The 24,951-nt window shown below is 44.3% G+C and carries 21 protein-coding genes and 1 pseudogene; 11 read left to right on the plus strand and 11 right to left on the minus strand.

Annotated elements, in window-relative coordinates:
* From NLG07_RS09640 to grpE, 4 genes are all read right to left on the minus strand, one after another.
* Complete coding sequence (locus NLG07_RS09640; RefSeq protein ID WP_254855248.1) at window positions 1-465, minus strand: cytochrome c; 465 nt, start codon at window positions 463-465, stop codon at window positions 1-3.
* 109 nt (window positions 466-574) lie between these two features.
* Entirely contained in the window at window positions 575-1,711 is a 1,137-nt protein-coding gene (gene dnaJ, locus NLG07_RS09645) for a molecular chaperone DnaJ (RefSeq protein WP_254855249.1), read from the minus strand.
* 109 nt (window positions 1,712-1,820) lie between these two features.
* Window positions 1,821-3,752: a molecular chaperone DnaK gene (gene dnaK, locus NLG07_RS09650; protein WP_254855250.1), complete on the minus strand. Its 1,932-nt coding sequence runs from the start codon at window positions 3,750-3,752 to the stop codon at window positions 1,821-1,823.
* Window positions 3,753-3,840: 88 nt separating this feature from the next.
* A complete protein-coding gene (gene grpE, locus NLG07_RS09655) occupies window positions 3,841-4,506 on the minus strand; it encodes a nucleotide exchange factor GrpE (protein ID WP_254855251.1) in 666 nt (221 codons plus the stop codon).
* 159 nt (window positions 4,507-4,665) lie between these two features.
* On the opposite strand from grpE, the gene NLG07_RS09660 reads away from it, so the two are divergent.
* Complete coding sequence (locus tag NLG07_RS09660) at window positions 4,666-7,563, plus strand: ATP-binding protein (protein WP_254855252.1); 2,898 nt, start codon at window positions 4,666-4,668, stop codon at window positions 7,561-7,563.
* On the opposite strand, the gene NLG07_RS09665 is transcribed toward NLG07_RS09660, so the two are convergent.
* Window positions 7,544-8,215 carry a response regulator transcription factor gene (locus tag NLG07_RS09665; RefSeq protein ID WP_254855253.1) on the minus strand — a complete coding sequence of 224 codons (672 nt, stop codon included), beginning with the start codon at window positions 8,213-8,215 and terminating at the stop codon, window positions 7,544-7,546. The two genes, NLG07_RS09660 and NLG07_RS09665, sit on opposite strands and share 20 nt — an antisense overlap.
* 127 nt (window positions 8,216-8,342) lie before the next feature.
* Window positions 8,343-10,676 carry a TonB-dependent receptor gene (locus NLG07_RS09670; protein WP_254855254.1) on the minus strand — a complete coding sequence of 778 codons (2,334 nt, stop codon included), beginning with the start codon at window positions 10,674-10,676 and terminating at the stop codon, window positions 8,343-8,345.
* A gap of 194 nt (window positions 10,677-10,870) precedes the next feature.
* On the opposite strand from NLG07_RS09670, the gene NLG07_RS09675 reads away from it, so the two are divergent.
* The 8 genes from NLG07_RS09675 (at window position 10,871) to NLG07_RS09710 (ending at window position 18,607) form a co-directional block, all read left to right on the plus strand.
* Window positions 10,871-12,166 carry a GntP family permease gene (locus NLG07_RS09675; protein WP_254855255.1) on the plus strand — a complete coding sequence of 432 codons (1,296 nt, stop codon included), beginning with the start codon at window positions 10,871-10,873 and terminating at the stop codon, window positions 12,164-12,166.
* Window positions 12,167-12,224: 58 nt separating this feature from the next.
* Window positions 12,225-13,397, plus strand: a complete 1,173-nt coding sequence (locus NLG07_RS09680) for a homoserine O-acetyltransferase (protein ID WP_254856850.1) — start codon at window positions 12,225-12,227, stop codon at window positions 13,395-13,397.
* The gene (locus NLG07_RS09685) at window positions 13,390-14,415 is read left to right on the plus strand and encodes a PHB depolymerase family esterase (protein ID WP_254855256.1); all 1,026 of its coding nucleotides are present in this window, start codon (window positions 13,390-13,392) and stop codon (window positions 14,413-14,415) included. The genes NLG07_RS09680 and NLG07_RS09685 overlap by 8 nt, the downstream gene beginning before the upstream one ends.
* An 18-nt stretch (window positions 14,416-14,433) precedes the next feature.
* Window positions 14,434-15,207 carry a 3-hydroxybutyrate dehydrogenase gene (locus tag NLG07_RS09690; RefSeq protein ID WP_254855257.1) on the plus strand — a complete coding sequence of 258 codons (774 nt, stop codon included), beginning with the start codon at window positions 14,434-14,436 and terminating at the stop codon, window positions 15,205-15,207.
* A gap of 44 nt (window positions 15,208-15,251) precedes the next feature.
* On the plus strand, window positions 15,252-16,127 hold the full coding sequence (gene nadK, locus NLG07_RS09695) for an NAD(+) kinase (protein WP_254855258.1): 876 nt from the start codon (window positions 15,252-15,254) through the stop codon (window positions 16,125-16,127).
* 92 nt (window positions 16,128-16,219) lie between these two features.
* On the plus strand, window positions 16,220-17,899 hold the full coding sequence (recN, locus tag NLG07_RS09700; protein WP_254855259.1) for a DNA repair protein RecN: 1,680 nt from the start codon (window positions 16,220-16,222) through the stop codon (window positions 17,897-17,899).
* Window positions 17,900-17,970: 71 nt separating this feature from the next.
* Window positions 17,971-18,336: an outer membrane protein assembly factor BamE gene (locus NLG07_RS09705; protein ID WP_254855260.1), complete on the plus strand. Its 366-nt coding sequence runs from the start codon at window positions 17,971-17,973 to the stop codon at window positions 18,334-18,336.
* Between the two features lie 4 nt (window positions 18,337-18,340).
* Entirely contained in the window at window positions 18,341-18,607 is a 267-nt protein-coding gene (locus tag NLG07_RS09710; RefSeq protein WP_254855261.1) for a hypothetical protein, read from the plus strand.
* A gap of 54 nt (window positions 18,608-18,661) precedes the next feature.
* On the opposite strand, the gene rluB is transcribed toward NLG07_RS09710, so the two are convergent.
* The 5 genes and pseudogenes from rluB to NLG07_RS09735 all read right to left on the minus strand — a co-directional run bounded on the left by rluB (window position 18,662) and on the right by NLG07_RS09735 (window position 22,528).
* Entirely contained in the window at window positions 18,662-19,543 is an 882-nt protein-coding gene (gene rluB, locus NLG07_RS09715; protein ID WP_254855262.1) for a 23S rRNA pseudouridine(2605) synthase RluB, read from the minus strand.
* A gap of 1 nt (window position 19,544) precedes the next feature.
* On the minus strand, window positions 19,545-20,204 hold the full coding sequence (gene scpB, locus NLG07_RS09720) for an SMC-Scp complex subunit ScpB (protein ID WP_254855263.1): 660 nt from the start codon (window positions 20,202-20,204) through the stop codon (window positions 19,545-19,547).
* Window positions 20,205-20,207: 3 nt separating this feature from the next.
* The gene (locus tag NLG07_RS09725) at window positions 20,208-21,014 is read right to left on the minus strand and encodes a ScpA family protein (RefSeq protein ID WP_254856851.1); all 807 of its coding nucleotides are present in this window, start codon (window positions 21,012-21,014) and stop codon (window positions 20,208-20,210) included.
* A gap of 49 nt (window positions 21,015-21,063) precedes the next feature.
* Window positions 21,064-21,716, minus strand: a pseudogene (locus NLG07_RS09730) (L-threonylcarbamoyladenylate synthase).
* Entirely contained in the window at window positions 21,680-22,528 is an 849-nt protein-coding gene (locus tag NLG07_RS09735; protein WP_254855264.1) for a PHP domain-containing protein, read from the minus strand. The pseudogene NLG07_RS09730 and the gene NLG07_RS09735 overlap by 37 nt, the downstream one beginning before the upstream one ends.
* A 241-nt stretch (window positions 22,529-22,769) precedes the next feature.
* Between NLG07_RS09735 and NLG07_RS09740 the strand changes: the two genes are divergently transcribed.
* A complete protein-coding gene (locus NLG07_RS09740; RefSeq protein WP_254856852.1) occupies window positions 22,770-24,335 on the plus strand; it encodes an anthranilate synthase component 1 in 1,566 nt (521 codons plus the stop codon).
* Window positions 24,332-24,943, plus strand: a complete 612-nt coding sequence (locus NLG07_RS09745; RefSeq protein ID WP_254855265.1) for an aminodeoxychorismate/anthranilate synthase component II — start codon at window positions 24,332-24,334, stop codon at window positions 24,941-24,943. The genes NLG07_RS09740 and NLG07_RS09745 overlap by 4 nt, the downstream gene beginning before the upstream one ends.
* Window positions 24,944-24,951: the final 8 nt, after the last annotated feature.

The following is a 24,951-nucleotide window of genomic DNA, read 5'->3' on the forward strand; positions in this document are numbered from 1 at the left end:
TTAATCCGCCTTATAATCGTCATGACAAGCTTTACAAGTGCCAAAAATTGCGCGCATTTTGCCAACATATTCATCTGATTTTTTGTTTTGCACAGCATCAAGTAATTCTTTTGACTTAGTCGTCATATTTTGGGCTTTTTGGTTAAAGTCGCCTTGGTTATCCCATATTTTATCTAACGCACTGGTTTGGACATCATTATTGCGTGTGTCTGCGACAAAATAATCAGGAAGCATTAGTGACAGCTGATGTAATCGCGTGGCATTTTTTTCAATTAATGCTTCATCAATTGGCATTTGTCCTTTGGCCATTGCGCCAAAAGGCCCTACATTGCTTTTGACAAGTTGAAAAATACTTTTGCGAAACTCAACTGCGTTTTTAGCTTGTTTGTCGCTAAGTGCTGCACTAGTCGAAAAAGAGGCAAGCAATATAGTGGATGCAGTGATAAGTGTTACGGATTTGAGCATGAAATGTTCCCTATTCAAGGTGATTTATTATTTTTATACAGTCTAAAACAAAAAAAGGTGCGATTTCTAGAGAAAATCACACCGTTATTACATTTTTTGAAGACAACGTCTAGTTGGTTAAATCGTCAAAAAACTTTTTAACCCCGTCGAAGAAGCCTTGCTCTTTTGGACGATGCTTAGCTACTGTGCCATCCATTGATGCTTCAAATTCTTCAAGCAACGCTTTTTGTTTACTCGACAGATTGACTGGTGTTTCGATCACCACTTTACACATCAAGTCGCCAACAACATTCGAGCGAACGGATTTAACCCCCTTACCACGCAGGCGGAACATCCGTCCAGTCTGAGTTTCTGGTGATACTTTGAGTTTTACTTTGCCATCAAGTGTTGGGACCTGAATATCGCCACCAAGGGCCGCGGTAGTAAAGCTCAAAGGCACTTCACAATACAAGTTATTGCCATCTCGCTGAAAGATTTCATGCTCGCGCACGTGAACTTGTACATATAGATCACCAGAAGGCGCACCCATTTCACCGGCTTCCCCCTCGCCAGATAAACGAATGCGATCGCCAGTATCCACACCAGCAGGGACTTTGACTGACAAGGTCTTGGTCTTTTCTTTGCGACCTCGACCGCGACACTCGCCACAAGGGTCGCTGATCACTTTACCTTTACCGCCACACGTTGGACAAGTTTGTTGTACAGCGAAGAAACCCTGACGCATTTGCACCTGACCACTGCCATGACAGGTTGAGCAATTCTTAGGTGACGTACCAGGTTTAGCACCTGAACCATCACAAGGTTCACAGCTGACTAGAGTTGGTACCTGAATTTCAATTTCTTTGCCACGCACAGCTTCTTCAAGAGATAATTCAAGGTTATAGCGCAAATCGCTACCACTGCGCGCACGTGAGCGACCGCCACCGCGACCACCACCAAAAATATCGCCAAAGACATCACCAAAGATATCACCAAAATCAGCGCCACCAGCACCACCTCCACCAAAGCCACCACGGCTTGGATCGAATGCAGCATGCCCATATTGGTCATACGCAGCTCGCTTTTGATCATCGGTGAGCACTTCAACGGCTTCTTGGATTTCTTTGAATTTTTCTTCCATGCCTTTGTCGCCCTGAGTACGATCAGGGTGATACTTCATTGCGAGCTTTTTATAAGCTTTTTTAATTTCGCGTTCAGTCGCCGATTTACTGACACCTAGAACTTCATAATAGTCTCGTTTAGACATGCAACTTTCTCATTCTCGTTTCACAAACAAAGCGCAGTACGGTCAGGCAGCTGCGCTTTGTTTTTCAATTAGAGCAGATACTACTGAGGTATCTGCGTATTTTTAACGATTATTTTTTATCGTCTTTGACTTCTTCAAACTCAGCATCAACTACATCGTCATCTGCTTTTTTGGCAGTTTGCGCGTCTGCTTCTGGCGCTTCTGCACCACCACCTTGCGCTGCCGCTTGTGCTTGAGCAATTTCCATCAACTTAGCCGAGGCTTCGATCAATGCTTGCGTTTTGGCTTCGATTTCCGCCTTGTCATCACTTTTAGAGGCGCTCTCTAGGTCGCTAATAGCAGCTTCGATCTTAGTCTTTTCATCTTCTGGTAACGCATCACCCGCTTCTTCAATTTGTTTCTTGATAGAAGAGACCATACCGTCAGCAGAATTACGTGCTTGAACGAGTTCTTCAAACTTCGCATCCGCTTCTTTATTGGCTTCAGCGTCTTGTACCATTTGATTGATTTCGTCTTCTGACAAACCTGAAGAGGCTTTAATTGTGATCTTCTGTTCTGTACCCGTATCTTTGTCTTTCGCTGATACGTGTAAGATACCATCTGCATCAATATCAAACGTTACTTCAATTTGTGGTACACCGCGCGCTGCTGGACGAATACCTTCTAGGTTAAATTGACCTAGTGACTTGTTACCAGAAGCTTGCTTACGTTCACCTTGCAACACGTGAACGGTTACCGCTGATTGGTTATCTTCTGCAGTTGAGAAGGTTTGAGACTTCTTCGTCGGAATGGTCGTGTTCTTCTCAATCAGTGCCGTCATTACGCCACCCATGGTTTCAATACCTAATGATAATGGCGTCACGTCAAGCAATAGTACGTCTTTCACATCACCCGATAATACACCACCTTGAATCGCTGCACCGGTTGCTACCGCTTCATCAGGGTTAACGTCTTTGCGTGGCTCTTTGCCAAAGAAATCCGCTACGTATTTTTGCACAAGAGGCATACGTGTTTGACCACCAACCAATATGATGTCATTCACATCAGAAACCGATAAATCGGCATCCACAAGTGCTTGTTTGACTGGTTCTAAAGACGCTTTCACCATATCTTCGACCAGTGATTCCAGCTTCGCACGGGTGATTTTGATTGCCATGTGCTTAGGCCCAGACGCATCTGCTGTAATGTATGGCAAGTTCACTTCAGTTTGCTGCGCAGAAGACAATTCGATTTTGGCTTTTTCGCCCGCTTCTTTTAAACGCTGCATGGCAAGGGGGTCTTTTCTCAGATCAACGCCCTGCTCTTTTTTGAACTCGTCTACTAAATAGTTGATAACACGGTTATCGAAGTCTTCACCACCTAGGTGAGTATCACCATTAGTCGCAAGTACTTCAAACGTGTGTTCACCGTCCACTTCATCAATTTCGATGATAGAAATATCAAAAGTACCACCACCTAAGTCATAGACTGCAACCACATTGTCGCCAGATTTTTTGTCCATACCATAAGCCAATGCCGCAGCAGTTGGCTCATTGATAATGCGCTTAACTTCTAAACCAGCGATGCGACCTGCATCTTTGGTTGCTTGACGTTGGGCATCGTTAAAGTAGGCAGGAACGGTAATAACTGCACCTGTCACCGGTTCACCAAGAAAGTCTTCTGCGGTTTTCTTCATCTTTTTTAAGACTTCAGCAGAAATTTGCGGCGGTGCCATCTTTTCATCTTTTGCTTGCACCCAAGCATCACCATTATCGGCTTTAATGATTTGGAATGGCATGATGTCGATGTCTTTTTGCACTTCTTTATCTTCGAAGCGACGACCAATTAAACGCTTAATCGCAAACAACGTGTTTTGTGGATTGGTAACTGCCTGACGTTTCGCCGCAGCACCAACTAATGTTTCGCCATCGTTAGTGTAAGCGATGACAGATGGAGTTGTGCGATCGCCTTCCGCGTTTTCAATGACTTTTGCCTTGTCGCCGTCTAATACCGCAACACATGAGTTAGTTGTACCTAAGTCAATACCAATGATTTTACCCATTGCAATTTCCTCAAAAAATTCTGGTTTTAAATACTTACTTTCTTAATAGGGTTGTTAATTGCACTTTCAAGTGCCAACCTATAAAAAATTACGCTTCAACGTCGATTGGATTGGCGGGTGCTTGTGACACCATCACCATGGCCGGACGTAATAAACGGCCATTAATTTCATATCCCTTTTGCACCACTGCAATAACCGTATTCGGTGGTACTTCCGCACTTTCTTGCATAGACATGGCTTGATGCTGTTCAGGGTTAAACGCTTCGCCTTGTGGGTCAAGCACAACCAATCCGTGCTTAGTGACCGTGTCATTGAACGTCTTCTGTGTTAACTCAAGCCCTTCAAGTACTGGCTTTAATGCTTCGTTACTTGGATCGGCATAACGTACGGCTTGATCTAAGCTATCGATGACAGGAAGCAAATCACCAGCAAATTTTTCTAATGCAAATTTGCGCGCTTTATCAATCTCGGTTTCAGCACGACGTTTGGCGTTTTCACCTTCTGCTAAGGCTCGCAATGCCCCTTCTTTTTGATCGTGCAATGCTTGTTGCGCTTGAGCTAACTGAGCTTGTAACTCAGAGATTTGTGCGTCTTTAGGATCGATTTCAACTACCTCTGCGGTGTCTGTATTCTCAGGTTTCTGTGCCGTATCAGCAGATACATCACTGTTTTGTACATCAGATACTTGTTCTTCTGCTACCTGAGATTGCTCTTCTTGAGTTTGGTCATTTTGCGGTTCTTTTGACTCGCTCATGCTTGCCTCCAAATAACGTTTAGCTTGATTTCGTTGATAAATGGGGATAATTTTTTGGACTTCAAGCATCTTTGTCTAGTTAACCCTTATTTTTTTAAGGAAATGTGATAGTGTGAGTGCATGAATGTGGTGGAATGAAACTAAACAACTGGATATGACATGCTTTCTACGCCTTTTTTAGTTGTGGTTGTGCTATCGTTTTTTGCGATGATGGCAGCATTATTTTGGTTAACCCCTCGCCTTTCTATTCCAAACCGATTAAAAACTCCCATATTTAGCTTAAGTTTAGGCGTGCACTGTACTAGTTGGGCTATGCTTGGCACGGTAGCACAAGCTGCTCAGCACCAATGGGCCATATTCCCAACCTATTTAGGGATTATGTTTACCATGATTCTGGGACACAGCATGGTACAAAAAGTATCTGTTCTTAGTGCACAAAGTAATAGTGCATCTTTAGCCGACTTTATGGCATCGCGTTGGCCCCATGTTGGCTGGTATGGCACACTTGTCACATTACTGGCCTGCGTAACGGTTATCCCCTATATTGCATTACAGCTCATGGCGTTAACAAACATTGGCGAGTTACTGCTTAATCGTTCACCGCAAAATCTTGGTCTATGGGTCACTGTATTGCTGATAATTAGCATCGGCTTATTAAGTTTTAGCCGAGGCAGCTTACTGCAGCAAGGACAAAGTATTTTATTACTCAGTGCGATTAGCTCAATTATTAAACTGACTGCTTTACTCAGTGTGTTAATGTTTATTAACTATGCTTTATTTGACAACACATCAGACTTTGTCATTAACACCCTCACTACGGTTAAGCCTGTCAGCAATTCGGCGTGGATCAGCTATGCTAGCTATTGTCTACTTGGTTTATCTGTCGTATTTTGCTCGCCTCGTCAATTTCACATGGCATTTGTCTTAAATCGCGATAACCGTATTTTTGGTGAGGCACGCTGGCAGTTTAGTGCCTTTTTACTTGGTATGGGTTTGCCCATACTACCCATAGCGCTTGCTGGACAGTATCTTTTTAATGAACAGGTATTCAGTGCAGAACTCTACACGCTTGCTATCCCGTTGTTTAATGACGCAGCGTGGCTCAGTGCGCTGGTCGTATTAGGTGTTCTTGCTGCAGCGGTCCCCATGATATTGGTCGCAACCATTAGTTGCAGCGTCATGTTAGCAAACAATGTCGTTAGCCCTATTTGGGTCAAGCGCAATTTGAATCAAGTCAGCCCTTTAACGCATAAACGGGTATTAAATATACGTCGGATCACTATTGTTTCATTCTTAATTGCGGCTTATGTATTTTTCGAATACGTTGCACAATACACTGAACTGGTTTTTTCTGGTTTTGTAGCGCTAGCTTTGATTGCGCAGTTACTGCCAAGTTTTATCGCATCCCTTTATGTAAAACGCCCAAATGTTATTGCACTGAGTCTTGGCATTGCATCAGGGGTCACAGTGTGGATTGTGTATTTAAGTGGTTTTTTTGCGCTTGATGACGTGATTATTTCTTGGGTTGGGGTTGAGCAAGCCTTACCGATGACATTATTCATCAGTATTGGTCTCAATGCATTCATCATTACTGCTTGCCAACACTATTTGCAAACTAAACTGCCTTTTTACAATGCTCATTCTGAAGAATTAAAATACTCAGAGCCAAGCAATGCCTCATTGAGTTTGTTAATGACCTTATGTGATGCGGTCTTACCCAAAGAAGAATATAAGGCAATACACAGCATCACCAAAACAGAATTACGCTTTGAAAAAGCGCGTAACGCGCTCGTAAATCGGGTCGGCCTTGCCAGTACTAATATGCTCATAGACAATGCTCAGCAATACTCCGAGCAGCCTAATACACTGCTTAATTGGGTGCAGGAAACACAAGAGCTATCAGAAGCTAAGCGGATAGCGGAAGCGGAAAACAAAAGTAAAACGAGATTCTTAGCAGCTGCTGGGCATGATTTGATGCAGCCGTTCAATGCTGCCCAGTTACTCAGCAACATTTTGTATGACAAAACCAAAGATACGCCCCAGCACAAAATTGCTCATGACCTGCAAGATGCCCTCAAGCATGCAGGCACCTTACTTACGTCTTTACTAGATGTTACAAAGTTAGACTCAGGAGTAATGAAAGCACGCCCGAAACCCTTTCAATTGCACCCTACACTATTACCATTGATCAGAGAATTTAGTGTCATTGCCAAAGCACAAAATGTTACCTTACATTATGTACAGAGCAATGTATGGCTTAAAACCGATCCTAATTTGTTTTTGCGGTGTTGCCAGAATTTAATTGCCAATGCGATTCGATATACTGCCATGAGCCACCCTACAGGTGGTGGCAAAATAGTTATCGGATGTAAACGCTATGCCAATAAAGTTTATCTGCATGTCATTGATAATGGCCCAGGGATCCCTGCAGAACAACACAAAATGATTTTTGATGAATTCACGCAACTCGGGCAACACCGAGGACAAGAAGGGCTTGGAATCGGCTTGACCATTGTAAAAGGGATATGTGAATTACTAAACATCAAGATTAAGGTCAAGTCTCAACCTCAGCGCGGAAGCCTGTTCGCGCTTGATTTACCCATAGTCAATCAGAGTAATGTCATCTCTACTGAGCCTGTCTCAATGAAGGAATCTCGCATTTTACAAAAACAGTTATTGTTGTGGTTAGTTGAAAATGATGACGCAGTTGGCAATGCAATGTTACGACTTGCTGAGCATTGGGGCATGGAAGCGAGGTGGTTCAAAAATCAAATTGAATTAAGCGATGCCATTCAAAGTGATGAGTATCCCGATGTCATGATATTGGATTATCATCTGCATGATGGCGAGCTTGGCACACGAGTCTGGGACAATGCCTGTGTTGAATGGCAAAATAGAGGTCGCATTGCTCCAGTCGGGATTTTAGCGACTGCGGATAGAAGCACTGAAGTAAGGGAAACCGCAAATGACTTAGGCTTAACTTACCTGCCTAAGCCAATCAAGCCAGATGTTCTTAAACGGATCATCATCAACAAAACTACTCGCTCAGTGGCGTAGCAGATGCAATATCTAGGTACTGCCGATAGATTACCCCAGCTTGGGTGCGATTGATTAATGAGAGTTTTTTGAGTACCGCTGAAGCATGCTGTTTAACGGTAGACTCTGAAATCTCCATTGTGTAAGCAATTTGTTTATTCAGAAGGCCTTCTGCCATATATTGCAATACTTTGAGTTGATGTGGCGTAAGCGACTGCAATTTTTGAATAAATTCGTCATCCAGTTCATCTTCATCACTATCAATCGGATACCAATTATTACCCGTCAAAATGTGTTTTACTGCATCCTTTAATTGTTCTAGCTGGGTGGATTTGGGAATAAAACCACTCGCACCTAGCTTTTTGGCTTTGTTAATAATGTGGGGATCTTCATGTGCAGAAATCATAATGACTTGCTTTTCTGGAAACTCATTTAATATGGTCACTAGACCATCCAACCCATGAACGTCAGGCATCGCAAGATCTAAAAAAATCATATCCACCAGCGGATTCTCTCTTAATACAGTCAAGGTAGAAGCAAAATCTTCGGCCTCTAAAATAAGTTCATGAGTCAATTCTGATAATGCATATTTTAGGGCATTGCGAAACAATGGATGATCATCCACCAGCAAGAAGTGATGTGACATGAATGAAGTAGTTGATGAAAAAGACATGGTTGCGTTCCCTTTGTCCAGTCGCTTAATAAAAAAACTATCATGCTCTGTGTGTTTTTTACAGTGATATTTTTAAAATACAAAAAAGGCGACCAGTGGGTCGCCTAAACTCAGGTAATAACAACGTTTAAAAACGATACCCTGCCGTGAGGTGAACGGTCGCAGGTGCCCCATAATATCCGATTAAGGTGTTATCGCCACCTAGACCCGGAGTGTATAGGTCACGGTTAGATGGATCGCTTGGGTCTGGGGCTACGAATTGATAACCACCGACTAAGTATTCTTCGTCCGTGATATTTTTAAAATGCAATCCAGCGTACCAATTGCCATCATCATGCTGCCAATTGATGGATAAATTCAGTAAGCCATATCCATCCTGTACTAATAAATTATCTAGCTCTGTGATGCCGTATTCAGAGCGATAATAGTAGTTACCATTGACACTGAATTCACCCATTGAGGATGGAATAAAGTAGGTAAAACCAAGATTGATGGTACGTTCTGGCGTATTCGATACTTCAAAGCGATCTGCAATGTTATTAAAGCCCCCGTTACCATCCGCTTCTAACACTTCGTCAAACTCTGCGTCGATTAAACCAATCGCAGCGGTCAAGGTTAAATCATCCGTGGCTTGGTAAGTAATTTCGGCTTCTACACCAGTTGCTGATGATTTACCCACGTTCCCCAACACTTGAGCCAGTTCTGACGCATCTTCAGTAGGCAGGACGGATACATATTGACGGTCTTTGTGGTCGAGATCAAAGATTGTGATATTGGCTCGTAAGTTATCATTCCACTCACTCTTCATACCCAATTCGATTGAGTCGACAATCTCTGGATTAACGGCGTCTTCGTTGGCACTCGCACGAGGATTAAACGTGCCCGATTTAAAACCCTGTGAATAGTTCGCATAAAACATGACATCTTCAGCATACTGATATTCAATACTGACACTTGGCGTAAAGCGGGACCAGCTTTCAGATTTTGGTGCGTCTAAAACACCATCACCATCGGTATCGTCACCTAATACTCTTGGCACGATTTCGCCATCGAATGTTGCTGCTGGACGCGTATATCCAGGTACCCAGTTATTATAAGGGTATGCACCGTCAAAAATAAGCCCGTTGTGAACAAAGGCTGATTTTTCTTCGTCTGTATAGCGTGCACCGACTGCCATAGACACTTTGTCGGATACGGCAAAATTCGCTTGGGTGTAAACTGCCCAACTATCAGAGTTATTGCACCCTGTGACCTCACGCGTTAACCCTGGAGTAGAAAACGCAGCTCGCCCTAAAACATTCAGTATCGCATCAAAGTTGCCGCACGATTCACCCTCATACGCATACAAACCACCTACAACGGTGTAATCATCCTGCGAGTATGAGAACTGTAATTCGTGTGAATCGGATTCATCAAAGTACTCTGCTGGCACATCAAAGATATCTAGTGGTGTGTTGTCAAAGTCGATATTAGTGGGTGAATAGCCTTCTCGATGAGCCATAATGTATTTAATGCTCATAGCGTCACTAAGGTCATGGCGAATGGTTAGACTATGCCCTTCTAGCTCGACTTTGTTCCATGTCGGCAATGAAGTATATGAGTCATAAACGCTATCAGGCACCGGCGCATTAGTGAGTAAACTTGGCAATAAACGATAGCCGCCTTTGGCATTCGAGTCATCATCGGTTTTGTCATAGCTTAAGCGAATAAACCAATCGTCTGCTGGGGTGAGTTCCACATCAAAACGCATCGCGGTAAGATCTTTGTTGTAGTTTTCTCGGTCTTGGTTATCTAACGCAGATTCTAAAAATTCACCGTAGCCATCGCGATTGAGTGCGGCATAACCAAAGCCAAAATACAGTTTATCTTCTATGATTGGCAATTGACCGGTTAATTTAATGTCTCGTTGCGAATAACTCCCTGCGGTGACTTCTGCAGTAAAGCTGGGGTCACCGCTCATTTCTTTAGTGACGTATTTCACCGCACCGCCAATCGTATTTTTGCCATATAAGGTCCCTTGCGGCCCTCTAAGCACCTCAATACGCGATATATCTAGCAAGTCCAAAACGGCACCTTGTGGGCGGGCCATGTAAACATCATTGACATAGATGCCGACACCTGGTTCATAGCCCCACAATGGATCCTCTTGACCAACCCCTCGGATAAACGCGGTTAGCGTTGAATTGGTACCGCGACTCGTTTGCAAGGTGGTATTGGGTGAAAATTGTTGTACTTCAGTAATCACTTCAATGCCTTTTGCAGCAAGTGCATCGGCACCAAGACTGGTAATTGACACTGGTACTTCTTGCAGTGATTCGACGGTTTTACGGGCAGTCACTTCGATGCGTTCTAGTTTACTTTCATCATCCTGCGCAAAAGCAGAAGGCTGTATACTGGCACATAAAGCGAGTGCAATTGACGTACTTATAACGGATTTTTTATAGCTTGTTTTAGTTTCCATGTCACTACCCATGTAAATAAGTTGTTTTGTAAGTGTGAAATATCTTTCGTAGACAAGCTTACTTCGACTTTTGAAAAAAATCGCTAGCACGATAGTACTATAGGCTTTTACAGTGAAATACATCACTATTTGTAAAATTCGCAATCTTCTTTGCGTAACATAAAAATAACAACTCAGTAAAAAATGGAGTCGCTATGCTAAGTATTTTTGGCTTGCTAGGTGGATTGGCGTTATTAATTTTTCTAACCATTCGAGGCATGAATCTATTTATCGCTGCACCCTTGTGTGCGGTATTCGTCGCATTGTGCAATGGCATTGCCGTATTCACGGGTGAGGCAAATTTTGTCACCATGTATATGTCTGGCTTTACCAGCTTCGTTGGCGCTTGGTTCTTTATGTTTTTACTTGGGGCACTGTTTGGTAAATTCATGGAAGATACTGGAGCCGCTGACGCCCTAGCGCAATGGATTGTGACCAAACTGGGGTTTCAACACGCTGTGTTGGCCATAGTCAGTGCCTGCGCTATTCTGACCTATGGCGGCGTTTCTCTTTTTGTCGTTGCGTTCTCGGTTTATCCAATGGCCTTAAGCCTATTTAAAGACGCTAACTTACCACGTCGCTTTATTCCAGCTACATTAGCATTTGGCTCGGTTACATTCACCATGACGTCAGCTGGCAGCCCAGAGATCCAAAACTGGATCCCCATCCCCTACCTTGGCACCTCTGCCTTTGCTGCGTGGGAAGTCAGCTTAGTGGTTGCGATATTTATGGCGCTGTTTGGTTATTGGTGGCTCAAACGAATGATTGGTAAAGCCGTCGCTGCAGGAGAAGGCTTTGTCGCGCGTGATGACGACCCGCAAGTCACCCAGCGCAAATTGCCCAATCCAATAACGGGTATCATACCCATCATAGTAGTATTAGTGCTGTCTTTTATCTTCCATGAAACGTATGGAAAGATGGCTCTGATTGTCGCGCTAGGCGGTGGTGTATTAACACTTTTGGCAATCAATTATCGCTATTTTATCAGCATCTCAAAAGCTATAAACCTAGGTACTACTGGCGCACTTGTTGCTATTGGCAATACCGCAGCAGTTGTTGGTTTTGGTGCAGTTGCCAAAAATACCCAGGCGTTTTCCGATACCGTGGCAATCATGACTAATTTACCCGGCAACGAATTAATCGGGGCCGCGGTCGCCGTCAGTGTGATTGCAGGCTTAACCGGATCTGCATCCGGTGGACAAGCGATTGCACTCCCCTTGCTGGCCCCACATTATCTTGAGCAAGATGTTGACCCAGAAGAGCTGCATCGCATTGTCGCCATTTCCTCAGGGGCGTTGGATTCCTTGCCGCACAACGGATATGTGGTCACCTTAATCCGAGCCATCTGTGGTGAAAACCACGCCAATGCTTATCTGCCTTTAGGGGCATTAACCGTGATAGTACCATTGCTTGGTGTGATCATGGCGATTGCGTTATTCAGTATCTTTTAAGATAAGGAGCACGTGTATGTTGATGCGAATTATCCTTTTTATCATTATTGGGCTGTATATGTTTAATACCGAAGTCACTCTTGCTCAAGCACAGACATTCAGCAAAGAGAAACGCGAATTTTCGATGCCGTCGCTGACGTTTTTTAACGGTCAAACCATTTCTGACGTTCGGGTTGGTTGGGAAGCCTATGGATCGCTTAACGAAGCAAAAGACAATGCCATCCTCATCACTCACTATTTTACCGGTAATTCACACGCTGCAGGACAGTACGAAGAAGATGGCGAGCCTGGCTATTGGGACGTAATAATTGGTCCGGGTAAGGCGATAGATACCGATATTTACTATGTCATTGCAGTGGACACACTAGCAAACCTTGGGGTTCACGACCCATATGTGATTACAACTGGTCCTGCAAGTATCAATCCTAAGACCAATAAACCTTATGGCTTATCATTTCCAGTGATCACTATGCGCGACCAAGTAAATGTCCAAAAAGCATTGATTGAGTCGTTAGGTATTACCAAACTACATGCTGTGATCGGTGCATCAATGGGATCGATGCAAGCCCTTGAATGGGCCAGCGCATATCCAGAAATGGTGCCAAGAGTCGCAGCTGTGATTGGTTCTGCTCATTCTGATGCATGGACAACGACCGCGCTAGAACATTGGAGCATGCCAATCAAGTTAGATGCCAACTGGAATAATGGGGATTACTACGACAACAAACCACCCATTGCGGGTCTTACCGCTGCATTAATGGCCATCACACAAACCGCGCTTCATCCTGATTACATGAATTTGATTGGCACACAACTCGGTCATTTTCCTCTAGAAGAGGCTCCTTTAATGAACATTACCTCAGACCATGCGATTACCACTTGGCTCAAACAAAGAGCGGCTGAACGTGCTGAGGTAATGGATGCTAACCATTTGCTGTATCTGGTTAGAGCATGTCAGTTGTATATGGCTGGACAAAAAGACTCTCTTAAAGAGGGGTTAACAGCCCTTAATGCCAAAGTATTGTTGATGCCTGCCAGTAATGACTTGTTATTAATGCCCTATCATCTAGAATTAATGCATCAAGCATTGACTGACATGGGCAAATCATCAGAACTAATTTATTTGGATGGGGATTTTGGACACCTGAACGGGTTAGCCACCATCGCACAAGCAAACGATGCTTTGCAAGAATTTTTAAAAAGTTCACCAACGGATAATCACAATGACTAAACGGACTCTAATGCTTGTCAGTTTTTTAAGCTTTTTGGCTCGTGCAGAAGCTCCCCTAGAACAATTAAATTTGCACACCGAACAGGTGACTATTTCAGGTTTATCTTCTGGAGCTTACATGGCCGGTCAGTACCATCTTGCTCATGCTGAACACGTGTCTGGTGTCGCTATGCTTGCTGGTGGCCCCTATTATTGTGCCCAAGGTAATCTCGGCCAAGCCATGGCGGCCTGTTTGCACAAAGAAGATGCTCCGATTCAGTTAGATGCGATAAATCGCACAATTGAAGATTATCAATCTCGAGGCTTACTAGCTTCGGATAGTGCAATAAAAGATTCAAAAGTTTGGATTTTTCATGGTGATAACGACGAAACCGTTGGACGTCATGTGGCGGAACATCTTGTCAGGCAATACCAGCAATGGTTTAAGCAAGATAATATGACAGTGATATTTGATGACGAAGCCAGCCATCATTTTCCAACGGTGAGCGAAGGACATGCGTGTGATATCTCTGTTTCTCCATTTATAGGGGCTTGCCAATTCGATGCCGCAGGTGCACTTTTAAATGCCACTGCGGGCCAACTCAATGCCCCTAGTACTTCAGAGCAAGGTAAAGTGTACTCAATTAAGCAGCATAAGCTCGGTGGAGATTCAGCCAAAAGTATTGCTAAAAATGGTTATGTATATATTCCCGATGTGTGTTTGGATGGCGAACCATGTTCCTTGCACGTGAGTTTCCATGGCTGTAAACAGAATGCCAAAACCATCGGCATGCAATACATCGAAGATACCGGCCTTAACCGCTGGGCGGATACCAATCGTATGGTTGTTCTGTATCCACAAACTAAAAACTCTCTTGCCCTACCGTTTAACCCTTATGGTTGTTGGGATTGGTGGGGCTATACCGATTATCAATATGCAACACGTGAAGGCCAACAGATTAAGGCGATACACACTATGATCCAAGCTTTGGGTGCTCTGGGTAAATCCAGTGCCATGAGCCAACGCAGTGTTGACTAATTTTAGGAATGTAAGTTTATGACCCCTCAACAAAAAACTCTTTTTATCACCGGTGGAGCCAGTGGCATCGGTTATGCAATGGCTGAATATTTTTGCGCTCAAGGGCACACCATCATCATTGCAGATATCAATCTTGAAGCCGCGCAAGTAGCGGCTAATAAATTAAGTGACTCAGGCTATCATGCCCACCCGATTAGACTAGACGTTGGTAGTTTAGAAGATATTGCGAGCTTACCAGAGAGAATGGGTGACGTTAAAGTCGATGTCTTAGTGAACAACGCTGGCATTCAACATGTCTCTCGCATTGAGGATTTTCCACCTGAAAAATGGCAATTACTCATCAATATAATGCTCGTAGGACCCGCTATGCTCACCCAAACGTTTTTACCTGGGATGCGAGAGCGTAATTATGGCCGTATTATCAATGTGGGTTCCATCCACTCTCTTGTTGCCTCCCCATTTAAGTCCGCTTATATTGCAGCAAAACACGGGCTAATTGGTTTGGCAAAAACCGTCGCATTAGAGAATGGCGATAAAAACATTACCATCAACACGCTTTGCCCTGCTTACGTTAAGACGCCATTAGTAGAAGCTCAAATTGCCAAGCAAGCAATTGAAAATGGGATCTCAGAGGAAGATGTCGTGAATAAAATCATGCTCGAACCCATGCCCAAAAAAGCCTTTATCGAGCCATTAGAACTGGCGCAAACCGCTGAATTTTTGATGTCTAATGCTGCCAAAAACATGACCGCGCAAACCTTAGTCCTCGATGGGGGTTGGGTTGCACGCTAAAAACGTGATACATTGCGCGTAATAACAAACAAAGTGTTACGCGCATGGCCTACTCAACTGTCGGAATATTAGGGAAACCCCAACACGAAGCCACTTATCAAAGTGTGCTTGGCCTAATTGATTATCTGCAAGAAAAACAATGCACAGTTTTAGTCGAAGAACGCCTGCATAAAGAACTCATTGGTACTGATTTACCGGCAGCGAATTTGGTCGAAATTGGCCAAGCTGCTGATTTAGCAATTGTGGTCGGTGGCGACGGAAATATGCTCGGTGCTGCGCGCGTGCTTGCTCGATACGATATTCATGTGGTGGGTGTTAACCGAGGCAACTTGGGTTTTTTAACCGACATTAACCCCGACAATATTGTGGCCGATTTGGATGATATATTTGCCGGTAACGGTATTGTTGAGGAGCGATTTTTACTCGAAGTGGATGTGCGCCGTCACGACTCGTTAAAATCAACAAATGTTGCGGTAAATGAAGTCGTACTGCATCACGCCAAAGTCGCGCACATGATGGAGTTTGAGGTCTATATGAACGATAATTTCATGTTCACGCAGCGGTCAGATGGCTTAATTGTCGCCACTCCTACTGGCTCCACAGCGTATTCATTATCAGGCGGAGGCCCCATAATGATGCCATCACTGAATGCCCTCACCTTAGTGCCAATGTTCCCTCACACCTTAACCAGCCGCCCTATCGTTGTTGATGCAGATAATACCGTGAAATTGATTATTTCGCGTGAGAATACCGATGATTGCCAAGTCAGTTGTGACAGTCAGGTGGGCTTGAGTATCATGCCTGGAGACGAAGTCATTATTCGCAAGTTCCCTTCTCCACTGAGAATCGTTCATCCATCTAGTTACGATTACTTTAATGTATTACGCTCCAAGCTCAATTGGGGCAGTAAACTTTTTTAAGCGAAAAAGCAAAACTGATCTTGATACTGTATAAAATACTGTATATATTTACTGAATTGTATATTTAACCAGTACTTTAGGTTGTTTAAGCTATGTTAACTGCACTCTCAATTGAAAACTTTGCTATTGTGCGCAACGTCTCTGTACAGTTCAAAGGAGGCTTATCTGTCATCACGGGTGAAACAGGTGCGGGTAAGTCAATTGCCATTGATGGATTAAGTTTGTGTTTGGGTGCGCGAGCCGATGCGTCTTCTGTTCGCAAAGGAGCTGATAAAGCGCAACTCAATGCCTGGTTTGACTTATCTGACTTACCCAAAGTTGCCCAATGGTTATCTGAACATGAAATGCTCGATGATGAGCAGACAAATCACTGCCATATCCGTCGTGTCATTTCTGCTGAAGGTCGTTCTAAAGCTTTTATTAATGGCGTTTCCGTTACATTAAGCCAACTTAAACTACTCAGTCAGCAACTATTAGCTATTCATGGGCAGCATGCACATCATTACCTTTTGAAACCTGAAGCACAGCTTGAGTTAATAGATAAATATGCCGAACACACTGAACTCTTGAATGAAGTAGCACGTGCTCATCAGCATTACCACACCTTGCAACAACAACTTAATCAACTGCAAAAAGCACAACAACAACGCGCTGACCGACGTCAACTCCTTAGCTATCAAGTTCAAGAATTGAATGATTTTTCCCTCCAAGAAGATGAGTTTACTGAGCTAGAAATTGAGTACAAGCGCCTTAGCAACGCCCAAGATCTACTTGAAAACGCGCAAAAAGCGTCGTATCGAATCAGTGAAGATGAGCAAGCCAATGCCGTTCGCATGGTACGTAAGTCAATCCAAGAGTTATCTGAGCAAGTTGATAACGACCCTGCCCTTACTGATATCATTACCTGTTTAGCAGAGGCCGAAATTAACCTGAATGAAGCAGCTTCGCAACTGAATGAATATTGTTCTGACTTAGAGCTTGACCCGATGCGTATGCAGCAAGTTGAGAATCGATTCAATCAGGCGATGGAACTTGCACGTAAACACGCTGTGATGCCAGAGAGCCTTTTCTGCCATCATCAAATTCTCAAGCAAGAATATGAATCCTTACAAGGCGATGAGGAGTCTATACAAGGTATCCAAACAGAATTAAACGAAGCTAGAAATGCGTACACTGCTGCCAGTAGCAGGTTGAGTAATTCACGGCACAAACACGGTGAAGCATTAGCACAAGCAATTGTTCAGAGCGTATCCAAAATGAATATGCCACACACACAAATGCAATTCACAGTGCAACACAATCCACAAGGCCCCTTTACCTCACTTGGCCAGGACGAGGTGCAAATTATGATCACAACGAACCCTGGACAACCTATGGGACCGATTGATGAGATAGTTTCTGGCGGTGAATTATCAAGAATTGGACTTGCTATACAGGTAATTACTTCAGATCAAAATCAGATCCCTACACTCATTTTTGACGAAGTAGACACAGGTATCAGTGGCCCAACTGCGTCTGTGATTGGACAGTTATTGCGCAGTTTAGGTCAAACTACGCAAGTTCTGTGTGTCACCCATTTACCACAAGTGGCTGCCCAAGGCCATCAGCAATTGTTTGTAAATAAGCTCACCGATGGACACAGTACAGAGACAACAATGCGTGAACTCTCGCCTGAACAACGTTCACGTGAACTTGCACGACTATTGGCGGGAGATGAAATCACTGAGACTGCCCTAGCAAATGCTAACGAATTATTAAAAAATGTCAGCTGAACTTCTTATTGGTTGCAAGGTCTTATGCGCTAGGTTAGCATTTACGCATTGATTGAATTAAAAAGATAACTATGCAAGTAATTAAGCAAACATTGGCTGTCGTCATATTAGTGATGAGTTTTTCTTCGTTAAGTGGCTGCTCAAACTGGATCTATCGCATTGACATACCGCAAGGCAACTACTTAGACAAACGAGATGTTGAGAAACTACGTGTTCAAATGACTAAAGAACAAGTGGAATTTGTTTTGGGCAAGCCAGTTATCAACGATTTGTTCAATCAGGACACTTGGTATTATGTTTACGAAATCAAACGTGGCATGAAAGGATTTGGCGAAGATTTACGTAAAGAGCTGGTGTTGCGTTTCGAGGATAACAAACTTATTTCTGTTGCTGGTGACTTTGAAGTCTCTGAAGACTTTGATACACCGTTGAGTTAAGACTATGGATAAAATTCTCGAACACGTTGACCTCAAACGCCTAGCCAGAGTGTGTGGCTTGATCTTACTACTCCCATTGGCAGCAACTATTTTAGATGAGAACTTCCGATGGGGAGCGTTCGACTTCCTCGTTGCTTACGTGCTTTTTTTCTTAGCCGGGGCAAGCATTCAAGTCACTATACGTCACCCACAGGCGCTGTATAAGTTTAGTGCGGCGTTAGTATTTATGACGGTTGCAATTTTATGGGCGGTATTGGCAACAGGTGGCTAATCACCTAGTTGCCACTTAGCCTATCAAAAATTAAATCTTACGCTATTTCAAGTGCTAACGACGACGCATGGATTGTGATGTGCGTTTGTGCGCTTTTTTCCGTACTTCTTTGTGCTTCTTGACTGAACGTCGCATTTGCGCAAGCTTTTTATGATCCAGTTCGCTGTCGTGAATACCTAATACCGTCTGTTGCTCATTGGGCAGTTGTACGCTTTTGCGCAAGGCATTCACCACATCCAGTTCAGCTTCAACCCAAGCCCCTTGTGGCAGACGTTTTGGCAGTTCGACAGGGCCGTATTGCAACCGGATCAAGCGAGACACCTGCACTTCTTGAGATTCCCACAAACGACGCACTTCACGGTTACGCCCTTCTGCAAGCGTGACATCAAACCATTGGTTGATGCTGTCTTCTGCAGCCACTCGTAAACGCACATCATCAAATTTGGCTAGGCCATCTTCAAGTTCGACCCCTTTGGTCATGTTCGTGATCATCGCTTGGCTTACCGCACCAAAGACTCGCACAGCATAGTGGCGTTGTACCTGATGTTTGGGATGCATCAAACGGTTAGCAAGTTCCCCATCATTAGTAAACAACAACAAGCCACTGGTATTCAAGTCCAAACGTCCTACAGCAATCCAACGGCCATTGCGCAACGGAGGCAATCGGTCAAAGACGGTATCACGGCCTTCTGGATCAGAATTAGTACAGATCTCGCCTTCAGGTTTGTTATACATCAGGACGCGACAGACAAAGTCGTCTTTGTCGTATTTGACTAAGTTACCATCGACTCGAATTTGTTCGCCAACCTCTGCTCGGTCACCTAATGTTGCCACTTTACCATTAATAGATACACGACCAGCTTGGATCCAGCGTTCCATTTCACGACGAGAGCCAACGCCAGCGTTAGCAAGAATTTTTTGGAGTTTTTCAGACATGTTAGTGCAGTTGCTCAGAGGTTGATGGTGATTCAGGATCGATTATATCAGATTGCACGCTTTCAGGTGAGTTTTGTATGCTTTGAATCTGATTTTGTGTCTCTGCGGTCAATCCTTGCGCGTCCTCTAAGGCCGCTACAAAGGTATCCACATCTGGCAGTTCCGATAATGATTGCATCCCAAAATAATCCAAAAAACCTTTGGTCGTTGCGTATAACGCTGGGCGCCCGGGGACTTCTTTGTGTCCCACAACGCATACCCAGTCTCGCTCTTGCAAAGTTTTCATAATATGACTGCTGACCGTAACGCCACGCACTTGTTCAATCTCACCTCGAGTAATTGGCTGTCGATAAGCAATCAAAGCTAACGTTTCGAGTAATGCCCGAGAATATTTCGGCGCCGTTTCTTGCCATAATCGCCCTAACCATTGCGATAAACTATCTTGTGACACAAAGCGCAAACCTGACGCCGTTTCCTGTAACACAATACCCCGAGGTGCATAATCTAAAATCAACTCATTAATGACCTTGTTGAGTGCTTGGCTAGAAACAGAAAAATCCAACAATACAGTGGACTTAAGACGGTCGCGGCTGATTGGCTGTTCAGATACAAAAATTGCTGCTTCAATCAATTGTTTGAGTTGCTCATGAGATATTTTCATACCCTACTCATCCTCTACTGCCAGTTGTGCTTTTAACCTAACATTGACGACACCTAAGGGATCGGCCTGCATGCATTCAAGCAATCCCTCTTTGGTTAATTCTAATATCGCCAAGAAGCTCACGACACACCCCGCTTTGCCCTCTTGTGCCGAAAACAAATCGGTTAATGCCATAAACGTATCGTGTTTCAGGGTCTGTAAAATCTGACTCATTCGTTCACGGGTTGAAAGTTGTTCACGCTCAATCTGATGATGCGCAAACGCCTCAGCACGTTGCATAGCCTCGGCAAACGCTAAGACAATATCGGCCATCGCGACATGCGGATGGATTTTTTCAGGGGCAATATTTTCAGCTGGGGAAGCGTTTGCGACAAATCTGTCGCGTCCCATTCTTGGTAATGCATCCAATTCTTGCGAGGCGTGTTTAATGATTTCATATTCTTTGAGGCGTCTGATGAGTTCAGTGCGCGGATCGATTTCATCTTCCTCAGCAGCTGGCGGTTTGGGCAAAAGTAGACGCGATTTGATTTCAGCCAAAATCGCCGCCATCAACATGTATTCGGCTGCAAGCTCAAGCTTAACTTCCTGCATAAGCTCGACGTATTCCATATATTGTTTCGTGATTTCTAATATGGGTAAATCAACGATGTCGATTTTTTGTTTGCGGATGAGATACAGCAACAGGTCAAGCGGGCCCTCGAAGGTTTCCAGGATCACTTCTAAGGCATCGGGTGGAATGAACAAATCTTCTGGCTTTTCCACCAAAGCTTCACCGTGTACGAACGCCAACGGCAAAGGCTGTTGAATCATCGTTTTCTCAGCTGGATTTGCTTGTGGTTTTTCCGAATCGCTCACTCGTCTACTCAAACACACTAACATCGCCACTGCCGTGACGAATAACGTTGATTTCTCCTTCCGATAAATCCAGCACTGAAGTCGGTTGCTCTCCAATGTAACCGCCATGGATAATCAGACCAACCAGTTTTTCAAGTCGGTCACGGATCGCGTCTGGATCCGATTCTGCCATATCTTCACCTGGCAAAATCAGGGTAGTGCTCATTAGTGGTTCACCCAACTCCTCCAATATCGCCAAGGCAATTGGATTATCCGGCACGCGAATCCCGATGGTTTTACGCTTGGGATTTTGTAACCGCTTAGGTACCTCTTTGGTCGCTTTAAAAATAAATGTATAGGGCCTGGGGTATTGTTCTTGAGGAGTCGGAACGAAACATTATCGACTCGTGCGTATTCGGATAATTCAGACATATCACGACACATCAACGTGAAATTGTGTTCTTTAGACAAATCCCGAATGCGACAAATTTGCTCTAAAGCTGCTTTATTGTCCATTTGGCAGCCGATGGAATAACCTGAATCGGTTGGATACACAATGACCTGTCCCGCCTTAATGATCTCAACCGTTTGTTTGATCAAACGCGGTTGGGGATTATCAGGATGAATATAAAAAAACTGACTCATGATGCGTTCCTGCATTCTGGCCAATCTGCCCATACGGTGGGCAAATCGGCATCAATATCGAGCTTGCGCCCGAGCTCGCTCCAAGGACTTGGAGCATGAAAGTCCGAGCCCACTGCAGCAAGCAGTTGATATTCCCGAGCCAGACTGAATAAAAGTTGTTTTTTGGTCGGTGGCATATTGGGATGGGTAACTTCCATTCCTTGCCCGTTGGCGTGTTTAAAATCACTTAACAAACGTCTGAGCCATTTGGTTTTCATGTCATAATGACCAGGGTGTGCCAACACCGCTACTCCACCAGCATCGCGGATCCATTCAATGGCCTGTGTCATACTTGGCCATGGCGCATTGACATACGCCTTTTTGTCTTTGCCTAAATATTGTGAAAAAGCACTTTGCCAACTGCTCACTTCCCCACGATCTAATAATACTTGGGCCAAATGTGCGCGAGTAATTTGACCATTACCCACTCGTTGCATAGCATCGTCAAACACACCATTAATACCGATTTTGGCCAGCTTGTCGCACATTTTTTGAGCGCGAGCTAATCGTATACTGGCCTGTTCGGCCAACCGTGCGCCTAAAGTCTCATCTTGACAATCAATGTGCAACCCCAGGATATGGATTTCAAAACCGTGCCATTTGGTAGAAATTTCAACACCACTGATTATATGCAAAGGTCGTTTTTGTAACGCTTGATATTCTCGCGCTTCGGCTACCCCTTGTACGGTATCGTGGTCAGTAATGGCCAACACATCGATTTGTTGATTATGCGCACGCATAACGAGTTCCGCTGGCGATAATTTGCCATCCGAATAGTGTGTATGCGTGTGTAAATCTATTTTCATCAAATACATAGTTGCAATTGTATTAATAATGGTTAGTATATATCACACAACTGAACAAACCAATGTTCTAATAAGGTTCCATAAGGTATTACCCATGCTTACAACGCACATTGCAAATATTTGGTGGTGGCAGTCTCTCTAGGGCTGTGCTTTGTGTGTGTGTAAGAATAAGCCCGTCATATGTAACGGGCTTTTTTATTGGATTAAGGAAAATAACAACGTGACTGGCGAAAATCATTCATTGTTCCCAAATAAAGGCGTTCAATCCCGACGCTTTGCAGTTCCCTATTGCGACGATCCACTCGCGCAATACTATGCAATGTGTCACGACCAACAAAATACCATGTTGCTCGAATCAGCTGAAATTGACAGCAAAGACAATCTAAAAAGCATTATGCTCCTGAACGCCTGTGTGCGAATAGAATGTGTGGCTAATCAAGTTACGCTCACGGCACTCAATGCCAATGGACGCGCAGCTTTGCAGTTACTCAGCGAAAGCTTGTCAGATTACATCAGTGCACAAACCGACCATGTGATGCAATGTACTTTTCCAGCCATTGATCCCAACTTAGATGAAGAAACTCGTCTGCAAGCGGATAATGTATTCACGGTATTACGCGATGTTGTGACCAAGATCCCACATGAAGATGAGTTTGGGATCTTTTTAGGTGGCTGCTTTGCGTATGATTTGTTTGCAGTTGCAGAGTCACTGCCGGAAGTGCCCACTGGCAAAAACACCTGTCCGGATTTTGTGTTTTACCTTGCAGATACGTTGGCACTGATTGATCACAAAACAAAAGAGAACCACATAATCCTAAATCAATTCTGTGCCAGCAAGCATGTCAGTGAACAACTGGCTCAAGCACAAACACAACTAGCCAATGCGTTTGCCCAAATCCCAAGCTCTTTGGATAAACAGATCACTCATCCTAATTTAACACTTAGCCCTGATGATGTGTTAACTGACAGGGACGATGCAACGTTTTGCCAAGATGTTCTCGGGTTAAAAGAACACATATTGGCGGGGGATATTTTTCAAGTCGTGCCCTCTCGCACCTTTTCATTGCCCTGCCCCGAGCCGATTTTGGCTTATGCCAAATTAAAAGTGCTCAATCCAAGTCCATATATGTTTTATATGCACGACAAAGATTTTAGCCTGTTTGGCGCTTCTCCTGAATCTGCTCTCAAATATACGGCCAAGACCAATCAAATTGAAATTTATCCCATTGCAGGCACACGTCCTCGAGGCAAACGTGCCGATGGTTCGATTGACTTTGATTTGGATGGGCGGATAGAGCTGGATCTGCGCGAAGATCTTAAGGAAAAATCCGAGCACATCATGCTGGTTGATCTGGCACGCAATGACGTCGCGCGAGTCTCTATACCAGGTACCCGACACGTAAAAGAGTTACTCAAAGTTGACCGCTATTCACATGTGATGCATTTGGTTTCTCGCGTTGTGGGTCAGCTTGCCCCACATCTGGATGCATTACACGCTTATCAGGCCTGTATGAATATGGGGACACTCGTTGGTGCCCCAAAAGTCTCTGCTGCTCGCTTAATTAGACAAGTCGAAAATCAACGTCGTGGCAGTTATGGTGGTGCCGTTGGCTATCTCGATGGGCAAGGTAATATGGATACCTGCATCGTGATCCGTTCGGCCTTTGTCCAGCATGGTACTGCGCATATTCAAGCGGGTGCGGGGGTAGTGTATGACTCTGTACCACAAGCTGAAGCGGATGAAACACGCGCCAAAGCACAGGCCGTGATACGCGCCATTATTGCTTCGCAAGGAGAATCGATATGAACCATTTAAACGTTGTCATGCTCGATAACATCGATTCATTTACCTATAACTTGGTCGACGAATTGCGGACCTTAGATGTCAATATGCGCGTGTATCGCAATACGGTGGATGTCACAGTCATTGTTAATGCGATTGACGAGCTGGCGAAACAAGGCCCAACGTTATTGTTGTTGTCCCCGGGACCAGGAGCGCCCCACGAAGCAGGGTGTATGCCTGAGTTAATCCAACGCATGGCCGGTTATGTTCCGATTTTAGGAATTTGTTTAGGACATCAAGCTATCGTTGAATTTTGTGGTGGAACAGTGGTGCGAGCCGAAGCTGTGGTGCATGGCAAAGCCTCACTGTTAACTCATTGTGGCGACAAGATGTTTGCCAATATGCCCCAGCCCATGTCCATTGCTCGATATCATTCATTAGCCGCAGGGCTTATCCCAGAAAATCTTGAAGTGTTGGGACACGTAAACGATATCCCCATGGTCGTGTTTGAACCAAAACGCAAAATGTTAGGTATGCAATTTCACCCTGAATCGATTTTGACCCATAGCGGCAGTCAGTTACTGCGCGACAGTATTGATTACCTACTCGGCACAAATGGAACCCAAGATTAAGGAAGCGA

The organism is Alteromonas sp. LMIT006, assembly GCF_024300645.1.
In the GTDB taxonomy this organism is placed as follows: domain Bacteria; phylum Pseudomonadota; class Gammaproteobacteria; order Enterobacterales; family Alteromonadaceae; genus Opacimonas; species Opacimonas immobilis.